Origin of the sequence: Brevibacillus sp. M2.1A, from assembly GCF_013284355.2 — a bacterium.
Classification (GTDB): Bacteria; Bacillota; Bacilli; order Brevibacillales; family Brevibacillaceae; genus Brevibacillus.
Genome location: NZ_JABSUY020000001.1, coordinates 5501390 through 5521550, shown reverse-complemented (window position 1 = coordinate 5521550; position 20161 = coordinate 5501390). Strand labels below are relative to the sequence as shown.

The 20161-nt window shown below is 46.9% G+C and carries 21 protein-coding genes; 13 read left to right on the top strand and 8 right to left on the bottom strand.

Annotated features, from left to right (window positions below):
- Positions 1-4: 4 nt before the first annotated feature.
- Both HP567_RS26260 and HP567_RS26255 read right to left on the bottom strand, forming a co-directional pair.
- Entirely contained in the window at positions 5-604 is a 600-nt protein-coding gene (locus tag HP567_RS26260; protein WP_173610103.1) for an undecaprenyl-diphosphatase, read from the bottom strand.
- 164 nt (positions 605-768) lie between these two features.
- A complete protein-coding gene (locus tag HP567_RS26255) occupies positions 769-1413 on the bottom strand; it encodes a hypothetical protein (protein ID WP_173610104.1) in 645 nt (214 codons plus the stop codon).
- 273 nt (positions 1414-1686) lie between these two features.
- On the opposite strand from HP567_RS26255, the gene HP567_RS26250 reads away from it, so the two are divergent.
- The 9 genes from HP567_RS26250 (at position 1687) to HP567_RS26210 (ending at position 11288) form a co-directional block, all read left to right on the top strand.
- Positions 1687-2532 (top strand): MurR/RpiR family transcriptional regulator, encoded by an 846-nt coding sequence (locus HP567_RS26250; RefSeq protein WP_173610253.1) that lies wholly within the window; start codon positions 1687-1689, stop codon positions 2530-2532.
- A gap of 170 nt (positions 2533-2702) precedes the next feature.
- Positions 2703-4034, top strand: a complete 1332-nt coding sequence (locus HP567_RS26245; protein ID WP_173610105.1) for an ABC transporter substrate-binding protein — start codon at positions 2703-2705, stop codon at positions 4032-4034.
- 29 nt (positions 4035-4063) lie between these two features.
- Positions 4064-5011: a carbohydrate ABC transporter permease gene (locus tag HP567_RS26240; protein ID WP_173610106.1), complete on the top strand. Its 948-nt coding sequence runs from the start codon at positions 4064-4066 to the stop codon at positions 5009-5011.
- A gap of 17 nt (positions 5012-5028) precedes the next feature.
- Positions 5029-5856, top strand: coding sequence for a carbohydrate ABC transporter permease (locus HP567_RS26235; RefSeq protein WP_048034482.1), 828 nt, complete (start codon positions 5029-5031; stop codon positions 5854-5856).
- A gap of 22 nt (positions 5857-5878) precedes the next feature.
- Positions 5879-6841: a GNAT family N-acetyltransferase gene (locus tag HP567_RS26230; protein WP_173610107.1), complete on the top strand. Its 963-nt coding sequence runs from the start codon at positions 5879-5881 to the stop codon at positions 6839-6841.
- 30 nt (positions 6842-6871) lie between these two features.
- Positions 6872-8485, top strand: coding sequence for a glycoside hydrolase family 3 protein (locus HP567_RS26225; RefSeq protein WP_173610108.1), 1614 nt, complete (start codon positions 6872-6874; stop codon positions 8483-8485).
- 38 nt (positions 8486-8523) lie between these two features.
- A complete protein-coding gene (murQ, locus tag HP567_RS26220; RefSeq protein ID WP_173610109.1) occupies positions 8524-9438 on the top strand; it encodes an N-acetylmuramic acid 6-phosphate etherase in 915 nt (304 codons plus the stop codon).
- Positions 9439-9612: 174 nt separating this feature from the next.
- Positions 9613-10548: a cation diffusion facilitator family transporter gene (locus HP567_RS26215; protein WP_173610110.1), complete on the top strand. Its 936-nt coding sequence runs from the start codon at positions 9613-9615 to the stop codon at positions 10546-10548.
- A 122-nt stretch (positions 10549-10670) separates the two neighbouring features.
- Positions 10671-11288 (top strand): DUF3267 domain-containing protein, encoded by a 618-nt coding sequence (locus HP567_RS26210; protein ID WP_173610111.1) that lies wholly within the window; start codon positions 10671-10673, stop codon positions 11286-11288.
- Here the strand turns inward: HP567_RS26210 and HP567_RS26205 are convergent.
- A complete protein-coding gene (locus HP567_RS26205; RefSeq protein ID WP_173610112.1) occupies positions 11285-11626 on the bottom strand; it encodes a DoxX family protein in 342 nt (113 codons plus the stop codon). The genes HP567_RS26210 and HP567_RS26205 overlap by 4 nt on opposite strands.
- Before the next feature lie 109 nt (positions 11627-11735).
- Here HP567_RS26205 and HP567_RS26200 point away from each other — a divergent pair, with 109 nt between their 5' ends.
- Positions 11736-12440, top strand: a complete 705-nt coding sequence (locus HP567_RS26200; RefSeq protein WP_173610113.1) for a Crp/Fnr family transcriptional regulator — start codon at positions 11736-11738, stop codon at positions 12438-12440.
- A gap of 59 nt (positions 12441-12499) precedes the next feature.
- Here the strand turns inward: HP567_RS26200 and HP567_RS26195 are convergent, their stop codons facing one another.
- From HP567_RS26195 to HP567_RS26185, 3 genes are all read right to left on the bottom strand, one after another.
- Positions 12500-13174 (bottom strand): hypothetical protein, encoded by a 675-nt coding sequence (locus tag HP567_RS26195; RefSeq protein WP_173610114.1) that lies wholly within the window; start codon positions 13172-13174, stop codon positions 12500-12502.
- Positions 13175-13286: 112 nt separating this feature from the next.
- A complete protein-coding gene (locus HP567_RS26190) occupies positions 13287-13778 on the bottom strand; it encodes a DUF2569 domain-containing protein (RefSeq protein WP_173610115.1) in 492 nt (163 codons plus the stop codon).
- 84 nt (positions 13779-13862) lie between these two features.
- On the bottom strand, positions 13863-14066 hold the full coding sequence (locus HP567_RS26185) for a YgaP family membrane protein (RefSeq protein WP_173610116.1): 204 nt from the start codon (positions 14064-14066) through the stop codon (positions 13863-13865).
- A 110-nt stretch (positions 14067-14176) separates the two neighbouring features.
- Between HP567_RS26185 and HP567_RS26180 the strand changes: the two genes are divergently transcribed.
- On the top strand, positions 14177-15181 hold the full coding sequence (locus tag HP567_RS26180; RefSeq protein ID WP_173610117.1) for a D-cysteine desulfhydrase: 1005 nt from the start codon (positions 14177-14179) through the stop codon (positions 15179-15181).
- 78 nt (positions 15182-15259) lie between these two features.
- On the opposite strand, the gene HP567_RS26175 is transcribed toward HP567_RS26180, so the two are convergent.
- Entirely contained in the window at positions 15260-16513 is a 1254-nt protein-coding gene (locus tag HP567_RS26175; RefSeq protein WP_173610118.1) for an MFS transporter, read from the bottom strand.
- A gap of 189 nt (positions 16514-16702) precedes the next feature.
- On the bottom strand, positions 16703-17227 hold the full coding sequence (locus HP567_RS26170; RefSeq protein WP_173610119.1) for a DinB family protein: 525 nt from the start codon (positions 17225-17227) through the stop codon (positions 16703-16705).
- A gap of 159 nt (positions 17228-17386) precedes the next feature.
- Here HP567_RS26170 and HP567_RS26165 point away from each other — a divergent pair, with 159 nt between their 5' ends.
- Positions 17387-18685 (top strand): hypothetical protein, encoded by a 1299-nt coding sequence (locus HP567_RS26165; RefSeq protein WP_173610254.1) that lies wholly within the window; start codon positions 17387-17389, stop codon positions 18683-18685.
- A gap of 233 nt (positions 18686-18918) precedes the next feature.
- Positions 18919-20148 (top strand): MFS transporter, encoded by a 1230-nt coding sequence (locus HP567_RS26160; RefSeq protein WP_173610120.1) that lies wholly within the window; start codon positions 18919-18921, stop codon positions 20146-20148.
- Positions 20149-20161: the final 13 nt, after the last annotated feature.

Genomic DNA, 20161 nt, shown 5'->3' with positions numbered 1-20161 from the left:
GTAATCAAAAGTCTCTCGTTTTCGATTTCGTAGGCAAGATCGCTTGCTCTCCTTTTTCATAGAGAGCAAGTAGAGTATGGACAAAATTCAATCTCGGCACGATTATATAGACGGCGAAGGCAGACCCAATGCTGATCAGGGCACCTACAATGACATCTGCCGGATAATGAACGCCTACTAAAATGCGAGAAAGCCCGACACAAGCAGCAAGCAGCATCCAGAGTGGCCCCGTCGTCTTTCTAAAAAGCCAGTAGGTCATGCAAAAGGAAAAAAACAGGATCGTATGGTCGCTGGGAAATGAATTGTCGACTGCTTTTTGTACCAATTGATTGACGTTCGCAAGCTCAGCGAATGGCTGATTATTCGCATGAAGGCTTCCAGCTACTTTCCCGAAAAGCTCAGCGATGGCAAACGTAAACGTCGCACAAATGACCATGATGCGATTCTCATGTTTTCTCGTAAACCAATACACCAAAGCACTCAAAGCCAAAATAAACACCGTATATTCCGCTACGTAAAAAGATACGGGATTGAGAGCCGGATACTCTTTTCCCAAGTCATTAATCAAGCGAAAATAGTGAATGTTGATTTCCATGCCATTCATTTTTGGTGATCCTCCTTTACATGTAACAGGAGAATCGTAAACGATAAGAGAAAAATGGGAAATTGATTTACCTTACGAAATATTACAGGGTTGTAAGGTTGGTTTCGCAGCATCAAATAAGAGACGGCAGAACCGTCTCTTTTTCATTGGACCAAAGGTTCATGCTATTTTCTTTTGCCCGCTGCTTTGGGGTAGATGTCTTTTTTGACAGCCTTTAATTTTCCGACACGATCCAGGGTCACGTTGATGGAATGATCCGGGGAAGTGTAAATCACGAGAATCTGTGTCTTGTTATCCTGAACAGTAGAGGAGTTAATTTGTGAGAACTTGTATTTTTCTGCTTGCTTTCCAAACAGAAGTTTGAGAAACTCCTTGCCTTTTTTGATCGCTTCCTCATCACCTAACACTTCTTTCGAAGACGAGAGTCTGTTTTGAATGTCGATGCTGATCAGCTCTCCTGTACTTGCGTTTACATGGACAACTCCAAAGTCTGGGGTAGTACCCTCTGGTGTGCTCGACAAGATCACTTCCAGACGTTCGATCGGACCAGAAGTGGTGTCGACATTCTCCTTTACGATGGAGGTGATGGGATAGTCCTTCAGGTCTGGGATGACTTCTTTGACGTGATTCAGAGTCGCTTTTGTTTTTTTATTCAGATCGTTTATGGAAAGCTCCTCCAACTTGGTCGCAGTTACAGTTGCTTTCGCTTTGTAGGAAGAGGCTGCTGCGGCTTCGTTTAACAGAACAGGTGTGATTGGCAAAAGGAGTGCCGCTATCAGGGTGAATGCGAGTGCCTTACGCTTGGTCATTTTGATCATCCCCATTATTTGTCAGTCGGGTGTACATGGATTAATACGAAAAGAGATTCGTATTAGTAACGGTAAAAATTGTGAAAAATTTATAACAGAACGAAGAGAAGGAGAAAGTGTCGAAAAATAGTTTTGAAATTTTATTTCAAATCTGACAATTAAGCTTGATATTTTATTTCAAGTGTCTATAATACAAAATATGTAATCAATTACCAAAGTCACACTAGAATGTAAGCGCTTAATAACTTTATGGACTAAAGGGGTGGTATCGTGTTGAATGGCGGGTTGCTGCGCATCCGCGAATCGTTGCACAATATCAAGCGTTCTGAACAAAACGCAGCGCATTACATTTTAGCCAATCCGGATGAGGTGATTCGTCTTTCCATCAAGGAACTCGCGGAAAGAAGCGAATCCAGCCAAGCTGCCATCATACGCATGTGCAAAAGTATCGGTGTGGATGGTTTTCAGGAGTTGAAGATCAGAATAGCGGGTGATTTGCAATCGTCTACCGCTCAGGATGAATACAAAGAGATTCTTCCCGATGCTGATATGTATACCTTGATTGAATCCGTTTCGCTCAACAACATCCTCTCCTTGCGGGAAACGATTAAAATTTTGGATACAGAAACAGTAGAGCGGGCGATTGGTGAGCTGTTCCGAGCCACCCGGATTGATTTTTACGGGGTGGGTGCTTCGCAATTGGTTGCCCAGGATGCCCAGCATAAATTTTTGCGCATCAATAAAATGTGCACGGCCCATTCGGATTCCCACTTGCAGCTTACTTCGGCAGTCACCTTGACGGCTGGAGATGTGGCAGTCGGCATCTCGAATTCTGGGGAAACCTCGCAGATTATAACCACGATGAAACAAGCCCGCAAATCGGGAGCTGTGACCATTGGCATGACCAAATACGGCACAAACTCCTTGGCGGAATGCGTGGATATTCACTTAACCACGTTTTCAACAGAAGCGGATGAACGCAGTGCCGCCACTTCCTCACGGATCGCACAACTCAATGTGATCGACATCTTGTTTAGAGGTGTTGCTGCCAAAAATTACGACGTCTCTGCTGCGTACTTGCGCCAGACGCGTAAAGCTGTTCGAGAGCAATACAAATAAGCAAATCCTCCTTAGACTACACAAACTCCTGCCTTTATCCTTTTATCCTTATCAGTCAATAAAGAGTCCCTATCTTCAAAGTATCTACATGGAGCTAGATGTACGTGAGGCTTTTAGAGATATCGTTAGCTATGCAAGTTTTCCACTTATTGCAATTGGGGAGGTTTTCCATGAAAAAGAGAAGGTTTCTCTCAGTACTCGGTATGATTGGCTTAGCAGCGGCATTGCTTATTTCTGGATGTAGCAGCCAGTCCTCCACACAGCAGGGGGACAAAGTCGAATTGTATATGGGCTACAGCTCTGATCCACCCACGAAGAAAAAGATGGAAGAAATTATTGCAAAATTCGAACAATCGCATCCTCATATCAAAATCAAAACGATGACAGCACCTTATGATGACTTTTATCAAAAGCTGACGACTCAGATCGCGGCCGGGAATGCGCCTGATTTATGGCAGAGCGACGGGACAAAAGTATTTGGTTACGCCCAACGTGGCGCGATTCTCGACATCACCGACTACGTCACAAAAGAAATCAACAAAGAGGAGCTCAACGGTCTGGAGTTCAACAAAGACTCAGACGGGAAGTATTGGGGCGTGCCACAGGGCATTCAAGTCGGAGCCCTTTTCTACAACAAGGATTTGTTCGACAAAGCGGGCGTGCCATACCCAACGGCTGACTGGACCTGGGATGATTTGAAGGCGGCTTCCGTCAAGCTGACCCTCGATGCCAACGGGAAAAATGCAGACGATCCTGCCTTTGACAAAAAATCAGTGAAGCAGTACGGCTTCGCGTTTTTCGGTAGCTCACGCGGGGCGTTTAACATCTTGAAAGCGTATGGTGGCGGGGTATTGGACCCGACCTTGACAAAATCGATTATCAACAGCCCTGAGAACAAAAAAGCGGTCGAGTGGATGGTCGACGGTATGCAGCGCAAGCTATTCCCGAATCCGGCTGATCTAAAGGCGTTCCAAAGCAACTTCAAAGCATTTTTGAGCGGGGCTGTGGCGATGCAAATCGATATTTATGCAGCAACAACCTCGATGAATGGTGCAGGGTTGAATTACGATGTCGCTCCTATGCCAAAAGGACCGGACGGAAAACGCTTCGCACCCGTCATCGCCAACTCATGGGTCATCAACAAAAAAGCAGAGGAACAGAAAGTCAAGGCTGCTAAAGAATGGATCACCTACTGGACGACATCTGATGAAGCACAAAAGGAATGGACAGAAGTAGGGGAAGCGATCCCGGTGAAAAAATCAGTGGCGAATTCCGAAATGTTCCTAAACCCAGCCACGAAACCGGAAAACAAAAAAGTGTTCCTCGACACCCTGGAGTTCGCAGGCACGATTGATACCAACGCTGTCTTTACCGAGTGGGTGAAGGTGTTCACGGATAATCTGGCGGAGCTGTTCATGGATAAATACGGAACAGATGAATTCATTACGAAAACAGACCAAGGCATTCAAAAAGTTCTGGATGATTTCTTCAAGAAGCAGTAGTCATCTATCAGTGAGGATGTGTGCCAACCATGCTAGAGCTGCAAACCGAGCAACAGGCGAAGCCTGCTGTGAAAAAGAGAAAATGGTTGGATAGTGAGGGGAGATGGGGACTGCTCCTGGTCTCCCCTTATCTTATCCACTTTCTCGTATTCGTCGTGGGAACATCGGTCGCGTCATTGTACTTCAGCTTTTCGGACTACGATATTTTAAATCCGCCTAAATGGACGGGCTTGGACAACTATGAAAAGCTGTTTGAAGACCCGCTGTTTTATCGCTCGTTATGGAATACGGCCTATTTTACGATCCTGTACGTCCCGGCCAAAACATTTTTGGCGTTGCTGTTAGCCGTTGCCCTGAATCAAAAGCTGAAGGGCCTGAAATTTTTCAGGATGGTTCACTTTTTGCCGGTCATCTCCTCGTGGACGGTGATCGCGTATGTAGCGGATGCGGTATTTAACCAGCGGATCGGTTTTGCCAATGCTTTTCTGTCCAAACTGGGCATCGCCCCGCAAAACTGGCTGATTGATGAATTTTGGGTCATCCCGGTCTTGGTTCTCATCGCCATCTGGAAATCAGTCGGCTACATGATGATTATTTTTCTCGCCGGGCTGCAAGGAATTTCTTCTGACATGTACGAGGCAGCCTCGATTGATGGAGCGAACGCTTGGCAAAAGTTTTGGCGGGTGACGGTCCCGATGATTTCCGGCACGACGTTTCTGGTCATCATCTTGAATACGATTTACTCCTTCCAAAACTTCGAGCAGATTTTTGTCATGACCGGGGGATCTACGGAAGCAGGCTCGACAGGTGGTGCGAACAACGCCAGCCTCGTCCTGATGCTGTTCATGTTCCGCCAAGCATTCAGCTTTTTCAAAATGGGCTATGCCTCTGCTATCGCGTGGGTGTTGTTCCTCATCCTGCTTGCCATTACGCTCATCCAATTCAAGCTGCAAAAGAAATGGGTTCATTATGATTAAGAGGCAAGGAGGTAGCCATGCAAAAGCGTTTTCCTCTCAATAAAATCGTCGGATACCTGTTTGTCATAGCCAGTGCGTTGATTATGCTGGTGCCGTTTTTGACGACTGTGTTTAACTCGCTGAAAACCTACAAGCAGTACATGCAATTTCCGCCGGAATGGCTGCCCAATCCTGCACAGTGGAGCAATTATACAACCGTGTGGGAACAGGCGAATTTTAGCAGCTATACGATCAACAGTCTGATTGTCGCGATTCTTTCGGTTATCGGGGCCTTATTGTCCAGCTCGATGATTGCCTTTGCTTTTGCCAGGCTGCGTTTTCCATTTCGCGACACGCTGTTCATGATTGTGCTCGGAACGATGATGATCCCGGGGATCGTCACGATAGTCCCGCAGTTTATTATCTTTAAAAATTTGGGACTGCTAGACACGTTGGCTCCACTTTGGATTTTGGAGTGGCTCGGACAGCCGTTTGCCATTTTTTTAATGAGGCAAGCATTTTTAAATATCCCGAAGGATTACGAGGAAGCGGCAAAGCTGGATGGCTGCAATCCGTTTCAAATTTATTGGCGGGTGTTTTTGCCGATGTGCAAGCCTTCCTTGGCAACACTGGCGGTCTTTACGTTTATGGGGAAGTGGAATGAGATTTTGGCGCCAGTCATTTATCTCATTTCGGACGAGAACTTTACGCTGCCGATCGGGATTTTGTCTTTGAGCGGTCAGTACAAGACAGAGGATCAACTGCTAGTAGCAGGGGCATTGATCAGCTTGATCCCGATTTTGATCGTGTTTTTGTTTGCGGAGAAATATTTTGTGGAAGGCTCCAAAACTTCCGGATTGAAATAGGACGTAAGGGGGGAAGCATCCGATGCAATACGTACCTTGGGACGATCAATATGCGGACGCTCTGTGCGAGCTGTGGAATCAGGAGTTGGGTGATCGCTTTCCCATGCGGACGGAGCTCATGCGGCAAAACAGCTTTGAGGATCAGAATGTAGTCAAAGCCGGGTCGTGGATTGCGATCGATGCTGTGACGCAGCGTCCCGTCGGCTTTGTGGTGGCCAAATGCTGGCAGGAAAGGCTCGACATTCAGTTGGGAAAAGACATTGGCTGGATACAGGTCTTGCTCGTGGCTAGCGCACATCGCGGGCAGGGGGTCGGGCGTGAATTGCTGGCAAGGGCAGAGAATGCGTTGCGAGAGCAAGGGGTGGAAAAGGTCTTGCTGGGACGCGATCCGTATCATTATTTCCCAGGCATACCCGATGAATCTACGGATGTAAAAGCGTGGTTTGAGCGACAAGGGTATCACTCGGAGGATCGGTTGGAAAACGATCTGTTAGGCCGGTATCTCGAACCAGCCGAGCTGGAATTGCCAGAGGTACCAGATGGTCGCTTTCGACTGTTGACGAAGGCGGACCAAGCTGCCTTTTTGGCCTTCTTGCATCGATGCTTTCCCGGACGCTGGGAGTATGAAGCCATTCACTATTTTAAGCGGGGAGGAACCGGACGCGAATTCGTCGTGGTGGAGCTGCGCGGAGAGATCGTCGGTTTTTGCCGGATCAATGATGCCGATTCTCCGTTTATTGCTCAAAACGTCTACTGGGCACCTTTGTTTGCAGATGGGCTTGGCGGCATCGGTCCGTTGGGCGTAGATGCAGAATATAGAGGACGGGGTTTGGGACTGGCGATTGTGGAAGCGGGCATTGTGGCTTTGCGGAATCGCGGTATTTCAAACATTGTCATCGATTGGACGACGCTGGTCGATTTCTATGGGAGGCTCGGGTATCACAGATGGAAGCAGTATGCGAAGTACGGCAAAGCATTCTCTTAACAAGAGCAATTCGGTAGGGAGGAGGATTCCATGCAAGCCGAACATATGACGGTGGAACAGAAGGTCGGGCAACTGCTGATGATCGGTTACCCTACGCTGGATATTCCCGAAGAAATGGAAGTGTGGATCAAACAAAAACAGATTGGCAACGTGATTCTTTTTAGCCGCAATATCGGGACACCGGAAGAGACTTATCAACGTGTACAGAAACTCCAGAGCTGGGCGTATGAGTCTTGGCATCCCTATCCGCTGTTGGTCGGGACTGATCAGGAGAATGGCGTGGTTTCCCGTCTGCAAAAAGGGGCGACGCGCTTTCCCGGAGCGATGGCTTTGGGGGCCACAGGCAATCTCGATCAAGCCAAGCGCATCTACCAGGCAACAGGTGAGGAGCTGCGTGCAGCAGGGATTTCAGTCAATTTCGCTCCGACGGTCGATGTGAACAACAATGCGGACAATCCAGTCATTGGGGTGCGTTCTTTTGGAGAAGCGCCAGAGCAGGTGGCGCGGTTTGGTGAGGCCGCCATTCAAGGCTTGCTTGAGAGTGGTGTCATTCCCTCTATCAAGCACTTCCCCGGTCATGGTGATACGAGCACCGATTCTCATGAAGCCATTCCTGTGCTTGGACATGATCGGACGAGACTGGATCAGGTCGAGCTGGTTCCATTCCAGCGCAGCATTGCGGCAGGAGTCCCCATGGTAATGGTTGGACATATCAGTTTGCCCAGTATGGATGAGTCAGGCTCTCCTGCTACGTATTCCAAGGAAATCGTGACGGGAATATTGCGTGAGTCCCTCGGCTTTGATGGGGTTGCGATTACGGATTGCATGGAGATGGCTGCCATTGCGGATACCATCGGGGTTGCGGAAGCGGCGGTGCGTTGTGTGCAGGCTGGGATCGATCTTGTTCTGGTATCCCACACGCATGAAGTTCAGCAAAAAACGTACGAACGACTCGTTGCGGCCATTCATTCGGGGGAGCTGTCAGAAGAGCGGGTCAACGAAGCCGTAAATCGCGTGCTTCAAATAAAGAAACGATTTCTGTCCTGGGAGCATTGCTTGCGAACAAAAGGCCCTTCCTTTGACCGTCTCCAGCATGCAGACATGGCGAGAAGTGCGCTCGCCCAAGCCATAACCTTGGTGAAAAATGAACATCAGCTGCTTCCTTTACAGAGCGGGACGCAACCGCTAGGCGCGATTTTTCCGGGGATTTCCAACCTTACTTTGGCAGAGGATGGGCAAGCAGCTTCTGGTGATTTGGTCGAACCATTGAGAAAATACCGTGAAGTTGAATACCATATGATGTCGACGCTCAACCCGACAGAGGATGAAGTGGAGATGGTGGCAAACGTGATGTCAGCCACGGAGCAAATCGTCGTTTTTACGTACAATGCCCATATCTTTAAAGGACAATCGCTGCTGGTGAATCGGCTAGTTCAACAGGGGAAAAAGGTCGTAGCTGTCGCCCTGCGAAACCCGTATGATCTCTTGGCAATGCCAGAGGTCGATGCGTATCTCGCCGTTTACGACCATACGTATCATGCCATAGAGCTTGTGGCAGACATTTTGTTCGGGGAACGAAAGGCCGTTGGACATCTTCCGGTCAGCCTGTTTCCGTCGGAGAAAAAGCAGCATGGTGTGGGGTAGAAAGAGAAGATGAGTGCAAATGGGTGGGAGGTAACTGGATGAAGTTTCACCTTCGTGATTTAACGACAGAAACAAGAAATCGAAATACGGAAGAGCTGGATAAATTCTCTACGATGGAAATTGTCCAGATTATGAATGAAGAGGATAAAACAGTTGCGTTTGCCGTTGAAAAGGAGCTGGCTTCGATTGCAGCGGCCGTTGATTTGATCGCAGAATGTCTGGAAAACGGCGGAAGACTCTTTTATTTTGGAGCGGGAACGAGTGGGAGATTGGGCTTGCTCGATGCTGCTGAATGCCCCCCAACCTTTGGGACGGACCCCACATTGGTGCAGGGAGTCATAGCAGGCGGGGAAAAAGCTATCGTCAGAGCTGTCGAAGGAGCCGAAGACGTGGAGCAGAACGGCAGGGAAGATGTGATTGCCTATGGCGTAAAGGCAGGGGATGCCGTGGTGGGAATTGCAGCGAGTGGTCGGACACCCTATGTCATCGGAGCATTGGCGGAAGCAAGAAGACAGGAGGCAAAAATCATTTCGTTGTCCTGCAACCAGGCGGCGCAGATCAGCCAAGGTGTGGATGTGGCGATTAATGTTGTAGTAGGGCCAGAGGTAGTGACCGGATCTACCCGCTTAAAAGCAGCGACGGCGCAGAAGATGGTTCTCAATATGATTACGACCGGATGCATGGTACGGTTGGGGAAAGTGTACAAAAATTTGATGGTCAATGTGCAGGTAACCAATGAGAAACTGAAGGAACGGGCAAAACAAATCGTGGCAGAAGCGACCAACATCTCTACCGATGAGGCAGAGGTACTGTTGCACAAGGCAGACGGTGACGCCAAACTGGCAATCGTGATGCAAAAGACAGGGCTGCAAGCAGAGGACGCAAGCCGCTTGCTCACCCAGTACAAGGGCAATATCCGGCGAATTTTGGAAGCGAATCACACTCAGGAATGACCAGCCTAATCCTTTTGGATGAGGCTTTTTTTGTCTTGGTACGACATGACTGGTAATGAAAATCACTTGTATGATCCATAAAATGTTCATTTGAATATGGACGAAAAAGAGGATATGATTACATTAATTCTTACATTATAATTTTTATAATTTGAATGGACAGAGGTGATAGGTATGAAAAAGGGTGATTTTCACCATCTTGATCATGTGAAAGAACAGCAAACATCGAAGAAAACATTGTGGATTACGCTCCTATTGACGTTGTTTTTTACGATCGTGGAGGTTGTGGGGGGCTTGATGTCCAATTCACTCGCGCTCCTGTCTGACTCCGCCCATATGATTTCTGACGTCTTTGCTTTAGGGTTGAGTATGACCGCTATTTATATGGCGACACGTAAGCCGACTAAGAAGTATACGTTTGGATTTCTCCGTTTTGAAATTATTGCTTCGTTTTTGAATGGCTTGGCTCTTGCCGTGATTTCGATCGGGATTGTCATTGAAGGGATCAAACGGATGATCAATCCGCAAGACGTTGATTTGCAGTTGATGCTGACTATTGCATCCATCGGTTTGGTTGTAAACATCGTGCTGACCATCGTACTTTCCCGCAGTATGAAGGAAGAAGACAACCTCAATGTAAAGAGCGCGTTATGGCACTTTATTGGGGACTTGCTCAGCTCCGTCGGTGTGATTACGTCGGCGATTCTCATTTACATGACCGGCTACTACTTGTTCGACCCGTTGATTAGCTTGGTGATTGGGGGCATTATTTTTACAGGTGGTGCCAAAATCATTCGTGAGTCGCTGCTCGTGTTGATGGAATCTGTTCCAGAGCAGTTTGATCTTGATCAAATTCGTCAGGACCTTGGTGAAGTAGAGGGCGTGGAGGATGTTCATGAGCTGCACCTGTGGGCAGTATCCACGGAACATTACTCCCTGACAGCGCATGTGTTCGTTCGTGAAGGCATCCAGCCGTATTGTGTCATTCTGGCGATTAATCACATTTTGCAAACGAAGTACGGAATTGACCATTCGACGATTCAGATCGAGCACCCGACGATTCTGGATCACGGGGAATATGGCAAGCAGTTTTTGCTTAAGCAAGCATAATGATCATGAGAAAAAGGCTATTCTCCAAGCAAGCTCAGGAGATAGCCTTTTTTTATTTATCTCCCCATTAAAGAAACTGATTACATAGGGTGAACGTCTTACTAGAAAGGGGAGGTTTTTTTATGAGAATCACAACCAAATTGCCACAGTATCATGAAAATGTACATGTTGAGTTGATGAAAAATGAATGGGTTCCACTGAATGAACCACAGAGTTTGGGCAGGGCAACTCTTTTATCGATTCCTTTCATGCTGATTAACGCACTCATCGTTTTTGGGATCATCCATATTTTTTCGCCAATAACCTTGGAGGAATTGGGGCTGACATCAGATTCGCTATCCATATCCATTGACTTCAGTGCGATATTCTCTCTACTCGCCTTGGTCATTATTCATGAATGCTTGCATTTGATTTTTATCCCGAATTTCTTGAGATCAGAAAAAACATGGATGGGGCTAACGTTGTTTGGCGGGTTTGTAGCAACGGAAGAAAAGATTCCAAAAGCAAGATACATTCTGATTACCATCGCTCCATTCATTCTCATTTCGATTATGTTGCCTGTTCTTCTAGGTTTTTTGGGGCTGTTCACTACTGTATTAAAATTTATGATTTTGATAAACGCAATCGCTTCTTCGGTCGATATGCTGAATCTTTTCCTGGTGATGAAGCAAGTTCCGAGACAAGCAATCTTGATCAGTAACGGACAAAAAACGTACTGGAAAGCGCCCGGAACCGATTAAAGCCAAAGGAGAAGCAACGAACAAATAAGCATAATTCCTGCATTTATCGCCATGACGGGTTTATGCTTTGCCCGAAAAAGATGGGCATGGATAGCACCGAGCATGAGGATGGCGAACAGGATACAAGCGAATGTTAATACTCCAGGAATCCAAAAGGAGCTAACTACACCGATGACTCCGACCAGCTCAAGTGAGGCAATCACGTCCATAAACCAAAGGGGGTACCCATACTCCTTCCAGTGCTGAAGCATAGAGTTTGCGCGTAAAAATTTCATTAACACAGAGATGGAAAACATCAAAGCCAAAATCAGTGAAAGAATCATGATGAATGTGTTCAACGATTTACACTCCTTTGTTCATTCGAAATCCATTGCTTAACAAGGAGTATAATGGGTGTGATCCATACAATATGTAGTCCAGCCTACAGTGAGCAGGAGGAAGTGCACGGTGATCGAAAAGGAGAAGTTTTTATCCCGCATCAATTTGTTTCAGTCGTTAAGTGAAGCAGAGCTAGCCCAATTGGAACCGGCGACTCCTATGGAAGTAGTCAAAAAAGGAACGATAATTTCCTCTCCTCACCTGGACCTAAAAAGGCTGTTTTTGATCAAGGCTGGGAAGGTTCGCCTATACAAGCTTTCGGCTGACGGCAAAGAGCTGACGATTGATTTGCTCGGCACGGGCCATGTGTTTGGCGAGATCGGCTCGTTTACGATTAGTTCAACCAATATGTACGCCGAAGCGTGGGAAGATTCGGTGATTTGTTCGATTGATAAAGGGCAATTTGAAGAGCTGATGCTAGAGAAGCCGAGGCTTGCCTTGCATTTTATCGAGATTGTCTCGAATCGCTTGCAAGAGGTAGAAGAAATGATGGAGCTCATGGCGTATGGAAGTGTGCGACAGCGTTTAGTATATTTGCTCGGCAGGCTGTGCGAGAAATACGGAGGAGAGCGCCAGGCTGACGCACCAGATTGGATCGAGCTGGCAGTGATCCTGACGCATCAGGAGCTTGCGACGATGATGGGGTGTATTCGTGAAACAGTAACAGAGACACTCCATGAGCTAACAGTAGAAGGTATCGTGAAGAAGGCGGGACTGCGAAAGCCGTTATGGGTGCATCGGGAGCGGTTGAGGGAAGCATTGGGGCAGGTGTAAACCAACAAAATCCCGTTGCCCTGTCAAAAAGGGAACGGGATTTCGTTGGTAGAAGCAGCTTATTTGACAATGATTTTGACAGTGTCAGAGACAGCGTCGTATTTGTTTTTTGCTTCGATGGTAAGCATGTATTCACCAGCTTGATCCGCACTGAATAAGATTACTTTTTTGTTTCCATTGCTGGTTCGGGTTGTTGAAAGCTCTGTAACTTTTGTGTTGTAAGTAAATTTAGGTGTGTACTTCGAAGAGTAATTGATCAGAATAGGAACCTCAGTCCCTTTTTTTACTTGTACGGAACCGGGAGTGACAGTCATTGTAATTTTATTTGGATTTAGTATTTCGATAGTGGCGGTTTCTTTAATTGTTATTTCGCCATCTTTCATTTTTAGTTTTGCTTGGAACTGAACAAAGTACACACCTTCCGAGGATAGTGTCAAGTTACCTGTTGTTGTATACGTTGCATTAGACTTTCGGTATGTAGTCTGAACACTGGTGATCGCATTATTTATACTATCGCCTCCGACAGAGGCCACTTTAAATACTACATTCGTTAGCTCACCACCTGTTTGCGTGTTCACCGTTAATTTCACACGCTCCCCAATGCTATAGCTTTCTTTCAAACTGGTAAACTTGGTTACATATCCTTTTGGGTCGATCGGTTGAGAAGCGAAGGCGTTGCCAGACAAGGTAAATAGCAGAACAATTGCCATTGCAAAACGTAAAAAAGTCTTCATCTTTCCACCCCTAAACAAAATAGTAATTTTCCAAACTTAGTACATTATCTAATTATTTACTTATTTTTACAATGGCATTTTCTATCGTTCAAGAAGAGGGGATTTCCATTTCTCATTCATTCACAAATGTATTCTTCACTCGTTTGGACAAGCGGAAATAGGGAATCCAGATCATTGCGGTGATGCAAGTATGAAGCAAGCTTAGTCCCGATTGCTTGACAAACTGACTTGTGTCTCCGAAAAGATTGTCAAAGCTCGTCCAAGCGAACAAATCGATCATGTTCAAGGTGATATAAAAAAGAATCAGACCAACAAATAAATGCGGAGCACGTTTCTTTTTCTGGAAATAGAAAACGAGAAGGAACAGCGAAAATACGAGTAGTCCTATCTCTAACAAAATGTTGCCGTAGTAATACAAAGTGAATGACAGACTTTGCTCCATAAACGGTGCGAGCCCTTCAATTGCTTCAGTATAATCCTGAAAAATGCCGATAACGGATACAAGCAAGGAAAGTGGGCTCAGAACGACAATAATGGTCGGCCAGATTAACCAGCCGCCCAATCCTTTTGGCTTATTTACATTTGCTTCTGTTTGGACATTCATTCGTGTTTTCTTACCTCTCTGATCGTAATGATATCGATACCAGATAATGGTATATAATCAAAGAGGTAAGGTCAAATGCAAAAATTAAGATTTTTGCGAAGGAAGTTGGCAAGAGTTAATCCCAAAGATACGATAGAAGAAGCACTGTTTGGTCAAGGCTGTATACAGGAGCGGAATGCCCATCAACGAAAGGTATTGATAGCCTCCGTCCAGAAAGAAGAACAAGGACAGAAAGGCTAATCCAACAACGATACGAAGCATTTGATCAAAACGACCGACGTTTTTCATTCTTATCCCTCCGGTTATGGTGTTTGTGATTGATGAGACTTATTGTACCGGAGTACTTTTTGGTTGCATGTAACAAAGTCACATAACGCAAAGCAGAAGGGGAGAAAAGCATGAACCAAATCCGTTACCATCGCAGAAAATACTCGCAGGGTCATACACCAATCGAAAGGCTGGAGCGTTTGTCCAAGGAGTTAGGCGGACCGAGCATTTCTATCAAGCGAGACGACATGCTTGGCTTGACAGCAGGGGGAAACAAGACGCGAAAGCTGGAGTATTTGGTGGCGGAGGCAATCGAGCAAGGGGCAGATACGTTGATAACATGCGGAGCTGTCCAATCGAATCACTGCCGGTTGACTCTGGCGGCGGCAGTTCGCGAAGGTCTGCACTGCCAGCTCGTGCTGTCCGCGCCTGAGACGGGCGACTACCAACCGCAAGCGAGCGGCAACCATCTGTTGTTCCACTTGCTCGGAGCAGAAAAAATCGAGGTCATTCCCGCAGAGGCAGATTTGCTTGCAGCTATGGATGAACTCGCTGAAAGTTTGCGAAAACAAGGGAGAAAACCATACCTGATCCCTGTAGGAGGCTCCAATGAAGTCGGCTCCTTGGGGTATATGGCGTGCGCGGAAGAAATTGAGCAGCAGGCTTGGGAAGCGATGACTCCGTACGATTATGTCGTGACGGCAACGGGAAGTGGCGGTACGCAAGCGGGTCTGCTTGCCGGCTTTATGGTGCGCCAGTCCAACACAAAAGTACTCGGGATCAATGTCAGCCGCGATCGGGCTGCACAAGAAGCAAAGGTGATGGGGTTGCTGCGCAGTACAGCTGCATTGATTGATTTGCAAGGGGACATACGAGCAGAAGCTGTGCTCTGCGACGACAGATTTGTCGGGCCAGGCTATGCGATTCCGACGGATGGTATGATCGAAGCTGTTCAGTTGGTCGCTCGGACAGAGGGGATTTTGTTAGATCCGGTCTATACGGGTAAGGCAATGGCAGGCTTGATCGGCTTGATTCGCGAAGGGCGTTTTAATCGGAACGATCACGTGCTGTTCCTGCATACGGGTGGTGCCCCAGCGCTGTATACCGTTCCGCATTTGTTTTTGCCATCCAAATAGCGTAGCAGGCAGCGGTAGTCTAGGATGTACTTTCAGTTCCATAGCTACCGCTGTCTTTTTAGAAGAAAGCTGACAGACCTAGTGCTTCACAGTGCCTTGGTCAGTCACAACATCGGTGGTGTCTACCTGCTGCATCAGCATACGCATGGAAAAGACGATTCCTAGTGTGGCCGTTACCAGAAGACCTGCCAATACAAGGTAACCGACTGATGCGCCTGTTGAATCTAACATGAGCGTAAATAGAGCGAGCAATAACAGCCGCATGCATGTACCAATCGACCGAAAAAAGCTCAGGACCCTGCCCATAAAACGATTAGGTAGCAGTTCCATATAGATGGTCTGTCGGATCAGTCTGGTTGATACATTGCACCAGCCCATAAAAGCAGAGAGCAACACAAAAACCGAGCCCATTGGGATCACAACGGTCATTACAAGAGCAATCGCCATCAAGATGAAGTTCCCTACCATATAAGGAAAAGCACCGATTTTTCCACGAAACCAGGTAAGAAGAAATCCCGCCAGCACTGCACCGATGGAATACGTAACCTCTCCCATGGAATAGATCCTCACATCTTCCCCCAAAACTTGGCTAACAAAGATAGGGTTAAGCAGGTTCGTCAGCATAACGGCGAGGAATGGTATCATCGCAGCAATTCCGAATACAATAAACCCTGGTTTTTCTTTGATATAGACCCAACTTTGCTGAAATTGTGTCACCCAGGATGTTCGGAGGTGTTTTTCTACTTGTTTTTCTTGTGTAAACACATAATCGATTCCGGTTAAGGTGAGAAAAGCGATCAGATAAGTCAAAGTGGTAAGGATCAGCACGATATGTAATCCGTATTTCCCCAATAAAAAACCTGCGAAAGCTCCTGCGAGGACCAAAGCGGTCTGGTTTTGAATTTCCATGGTAGAATTGATCACATTGTAGTCCTTTTGCTCAAAGGTTTCCTGTATGAAGGCTGACTGTGTAGGTTCGTGAATCTGAAACATGAACATCGACGCCAAAAAAACGAGAACCATCATCCACTCTTGATAAGTCCCCCAAAATCCCCAAGCTGTTACAAGAGCGAGGACCGAGAAGCCTCCTAGCTGTTCCAGCTGTAGAATGGCCTTGCGGGAAAAGCGGTCAATCAATGTACCAAAATAAGGTCCGAGGAGCAGTGTCATTATCGAGGAGAGAAGCATGGTGGAACCAAGTAGGCTGGCTGAGCCTGTGGATTCTACCAAATACCAAGATATCCCGATCATGGTCATCCCCTGGCCAAAGCCTGAAAACAAATTGGAAAGAAACAGCTTGCGAAAATTGCGAATGCGAAAAATCTCGTTCACTCTCGTCACTCCCTTTTCGTTAATAGGGCAGATGAGCAGCCCTATTACAAACATAAAGGAGCCTAATTATTCACGAGGGTTGCCCTTCATCAATAATCAGGCTCCGGGAAGTTCCGAGAGCTCTTTTATGAAATCTTATACCTAAATCGTATCACTTTTTTCTTAAGTCAGCAAGATGGAGAACAAGCGTTACTTATTCAAGATACCCAAATATTCCCGCCAGGGTCCAACATCATCCGTGTACCTTTTGGCCATGACCCGTACGATTTGCGCCGTGTGCGTTAAATCGTGAACGACCCACGTAGAGAGCAATTCCCGTACTTTTACGATCCCAAAAGCGGGATGGAGCCCGGTTAATTCCAGATGCTTTTCCGGTTCCACGAGTGTTCGCAGCTTGGCGATATTTTGGGCACGAAGCGATTTGAATTCCAGCAGCTTTTGCTCGAACGATCTAACCGAGTTGTCCTGTAAGTGAGCGTATCGATCAAATGGAGGAAAAGGTTTCATTTCTCCCTCTTCCAGAATGATCTCCAGACGTGGTAGCCAATTTGTTTTCTCCGCCAGGGTCAGGTGTTCAATGACCTCGGTAGCATGCCAGGTGCCGTCGCCTTCGTTGTGCAGCAACCACCCATCCGATAAGCCTGTTAACAAGGATTCCAATGCTTGTGGCGTACGCGCTAGAACCTCAATCGCTTCATCCAGATTAAAATTCATGGTACGACTCCTTTCAGTATGGAATCCGGAGTTATTCGCCTTTCACTAACGTCATCCCTTCCCATTTGTTTGGAGAAGGGTGGATTTGTTTGCGTGATTACGTATAGAATGGTCGTAAGCAAGGCTCGTCTAAATAGAAACGCAGAGGTTGATAGATGGATGTTTAAAATCGGCGTGGTTGGTCCCAAGCAATCAGTAGAAAGGATTCTGGCGGTTGCAAAGGAATTCGAGGAAGGAATGAATTTTGTTCCGTATCCGTATACAGAGACAAAAGAGACAGAGAAAATCGTCTTGGAAAATGATCAGTATGTGGATCACTGGCTTTTTTCCGGACCGATTCCGTACTTGATTGCCAGGCAAGCATTGGATGATGACAAGCGGATGGAACATATTTACCCGACGGAGTCCAGCATCTATAAAGGCTTTTTGGAAATGGTCTACACTCATCGGAAATTAATTGATCGCGTCAGCATTGATATGCTTTTATCCACAAAATTCATGGAAGATTCCCTTCACAACATCAACATCTCTGTGAGCGATATGTATATGAAGACGTTCGAAGCTACGATCGATCCGCAGGAACTGCTGGATTTTCATCTTGCGCTATGGAAGGAGAAAAAGACAGACGCTGCCATGACCTGCTATCCGACAGTCTATCAAACGCTAGTAGAAGCAGGTATCCCAGCCTATTGGATCTCGCCTAGCCATATGGAGATCCAGCAAACGATACGCGTGTTTGTGGAGAAAGTGCGGACGTCGTATTTCAAGGATACACAAATCGGGATCGAGATGATTGAGGTCGAGCAATTTGACAGAATCAAGGAAAGCGCAAAGACCCCGTATCATTTGCAATATTTGGAGCTGCGAATAAAGCAAGCGCTGATCAAGCTGTGCGAGCAGGTGGATGGATCACTTCTGGAGCAGGGGAATGGCCGATACGTTATCTACAGTACCCGTGGGACGATTCACAGAGAGATCCCTACCTTGCAAAACACAGTGGAGTTTTTGGCGAAGGAAGCAGATACGACGGTCGCTGTCGGAATCGGTTTTGGAGAGACGGCTTTTGCAGCAGAGATGAATGCCCATCGCGCCCTGCGCCAATCGAAGGAAAAAGCAGCGCGAGATATTGTCATGATTCAGGATGATGGAACGATCGTGGAGTGGGTCGGGCAGGAAGAGGAGCTCGTCTACTCGTATCGTGCCGACGATGATGAGGTTTTGGAAAAGCTAAAAAAGGGGAACATCAGCGTCAAAAGCTATAAAAAGCTCGATGCCTTGCTGCAAAAAATGGGTTGGACCGATTTCACGACAAAGGACCTGGCCAAATATTTGCAAATGAGCGAGCGAAATGCACAGCGAATCGTCGCGGATTTGTGTGCCGTTGAGCTGGCGGAGAGCTCGGGGGAGGAATCGCAATCAACCCGAGGAAGGCCCACCAAACGATACCGACTTTTGTAAGCACCCGTTACGGGTGCTTTTTTCATTGCCGAGAAATCGAAATGTTAAAAAAACCGTTGCCAATAGTCTCAACATTTCGTAGAGTATATATAACGACATGTCGCAATATATGCGGTAAATAAGAGGGCTGGACCATATTGGCGCGGATTGTCGGTCATCGAACGAGATGAATGCGCTTTCGCCAAAATGAAAGACTAGCTTAGTAACGCAACTAGAAGGAGGTATCCACACATATGGTATCAGCACGAACGAGAAACTGGATTTTAGCGCTACTCTTTTTAGGCTGGGCATTAGGGAACCTGGATCGATACGTCATGAACTATGCCATTTTGTCGATCACAGAAGACTTGCAGCTTGGTGCTTCTTCCACGGGATTATTGCTCAGTAGCTTTTTTGCTGGTTATGCACTCATGCAAATGCCTGGAGGTTGGCTGGCAGACCGATTTGGTGCCAGAAAAGTACTCATTGCTTCTGTTGTCATGTGGTCTATTTTTACGGGGCTGACCGGAGCTGCTTGGTCTATGGCTTCGATGATTCTCATCCGTTTTCTGTTCGGGATCGGCGAAGGTGGTTTCCAACCAGCCAGCTCGAAGATTATCGCTACCATATTTCCTATCAAGGAACGCTCGCGAGCCATGTCCGTGATGCTCTCCTCTAGTGCCATTGTTGGACTTTTCTCTCCGATTTTATCCGTTTGGATGATTCAAACCATGGGCTGGCGAACCATGTTCCTCGTCATTGGAGCTATTGGCGCTATCATTGCTTTCCTGTTCTGGCGCTATATTAAACTTCCACAAGCAGAATCTGCAACGAATACAACTGGCTCCGAGCAATCAAAAACCTCAGTGGCTATGCTGTTTAAAACACCGCTGCTTTGGAGTCTGTTAATCGCTTACTTCAGCATTTATGCAGTAAACTGGGGCCTCGTAACCTGGATGCCAACTTACTTGAGCAAGGTACGCGGACTGGACATGATTTCACTCGGCTGGCTGCAAACGATCCCAGGCTTCGCTACGTTGGTCGGTATTTATGTGAGCGGCTATGTACTGGACAAGCTGCCTAAAGGTCGCGAAAAAATCATTGGTAGTTTCTCCTGTGTGGTAGTGGCGGTCCTCTTGTACTTCATGTTTACTGCATCGAGCGTGACGATGTTTATTACGTATCAAGCCATTGTGTCGCTGTTCCTTTCCTTTGTGATCATTCTGTTGCCGTCTGTTGTCCTGAAAAATTTTCCGGCTGCCGTAGCGGGAACAGGGATGGGCATCGTGAATACAGGTGGACAGCTGGCTGGTTTTATCACGCCGATGGCGATTGGTTTTATCGTCGAAGCGTTTAACGGTTCATTTGATGCAGCGTTCTGGATGCTGATCGGCTTCGCGGTCATCTGCATTGGCGCACTATTATCGTTGAACTATGAAAAAGGCGAGCTGTTAAAGCAAAACGCCGACAGTGCATCCGCCTGAACATCGAGAGAAA

What these genes read in the sequence shown, in the direction of transcription:
- HP567_RS26180 (WP_173610117.1), top strand. Translation starts at nt 14,177, where the DNA reads ATGAACCAAATCCGTTACCATCGCAGAAAATACTCGCAGGGTCATACA.
- HP567_RS26210 (WP_173610111.1), top strand. Translation starts at nt 10,671, where the DNA reads ATGAGAATCACAACCAAATTGCCACAGTATCATGAAAATGTACATGTT.
- HP567_RS26165 (WP_173610254.1), top strand. Translation starts at nt 17,387, where the DNA reads ATGTTTAAAATCGGCGTGGTTGGTCCCAAGCAATCAGTAGAAAGGATT.
- HP567_RS26255 (WP_173610104.1), bottom strand. Translation starts at nt 1,413, where the DNA reads ATGACCAAGCGTAAGGCACTCGCATTCACCCTGATAGCGGCACTCCTT.
- HP567_RS26235 (WP_048034482.1), top strand. Translation starts at nt 5,029, where the DNA reads ATGCAAAAGCGTTTTCCTCTCAATAAAATCGTCGGATACCTGTTTGTC.
- HP567_RS26160 (WP_173610120.1), top strand. Translation starts at nt 18,919, where the DNA reads ATGGTATCAGCACGAACGAGAAACTGGATTTTAGCGCTACTCTTTTTA.
- HP567_RS26215 (WP_173610110.1), top strand. Translation starts at nt 9,613, where the DNA reads ATGAAAAAGGGTGATTTTCACCATCTTGATCATGTGAAAGAACAGCAA.
- HP567_RS26230 (WP_173610107.1), top strand. Translation starts at nt 5,879, where the DNA reads ATGCAATACGTACCTTGGGACGATCAATATGCGGACGCTCTGTGCGAG.
- murQ (WP_173610109.1), top strand. Translation starts at nt 8,524, where the DNA reads ATGAAGTTTCACCTTCGTGATTTAACGACAGAAACAAGAAATCGAAAT.
- HP567_RS26245 (WP_173610105.1), top strand. Translation starts at nt 2,703, where the DNA reads ATGAAAAAGAGAAGGTTTCTCTCAGTACTCGGTATGATTGGCTTAGCA.
- HP567_RS26240 (WP_173610106.1), top strand. Translation starts at nt 4,064, where the DNA reads ATGCTAGAGCTGCAAACCGAGCAACAGGCGAAGCCTGCTGTGAAAAAG.
- HP567_RS26225 (WP_173610108.1), top strand. Translation starts at nt 6,872, where the DNA reads ATGCAAGCCGAACATATGACGGTGGAACAGAAGGTCGGGCAACTGCTG.
- HP567_RS26190 (WP_173610115.1), bottom strand. Translation starts at nt 13,778, where the DNA reads ATGAATGTCCAAACAGAAGCAAATGTAAATAAGCCAAAAGGATTGGGC.
- HP567_RS26260 (WP_173610103.1), bottom strand. Translation starts at nt 604, where the DNA reads ATGAATGGCATGGAAATCAACATTCACTATTTTCGCTTGATTAATGAC.
- HP567_RS26195 (WP_173610114.1), bottom strand. Translation starts at nt 13,174, where the DNA reads ATGAAGACTTTTTTACGTTTTGCAATGGCAATTGTTCTGCTATTTACC.
- HP567_RS26185 (WP_173610116.1), bottom strand. Translation starts at nt 14,066, where the DNA reads ATGAAAAACGTCGGTCGTTTTGATCAAATGCTTCGTATCGTTGTTGGA.
- HP567_RS26170 (WP_173610119.1), bottom strand. Translation starts at nt 17,227, where the DNA reads ATGAATTTTAATCTGGATGAAGCGATTGAGGTTCTAGCGCGTACGCCA.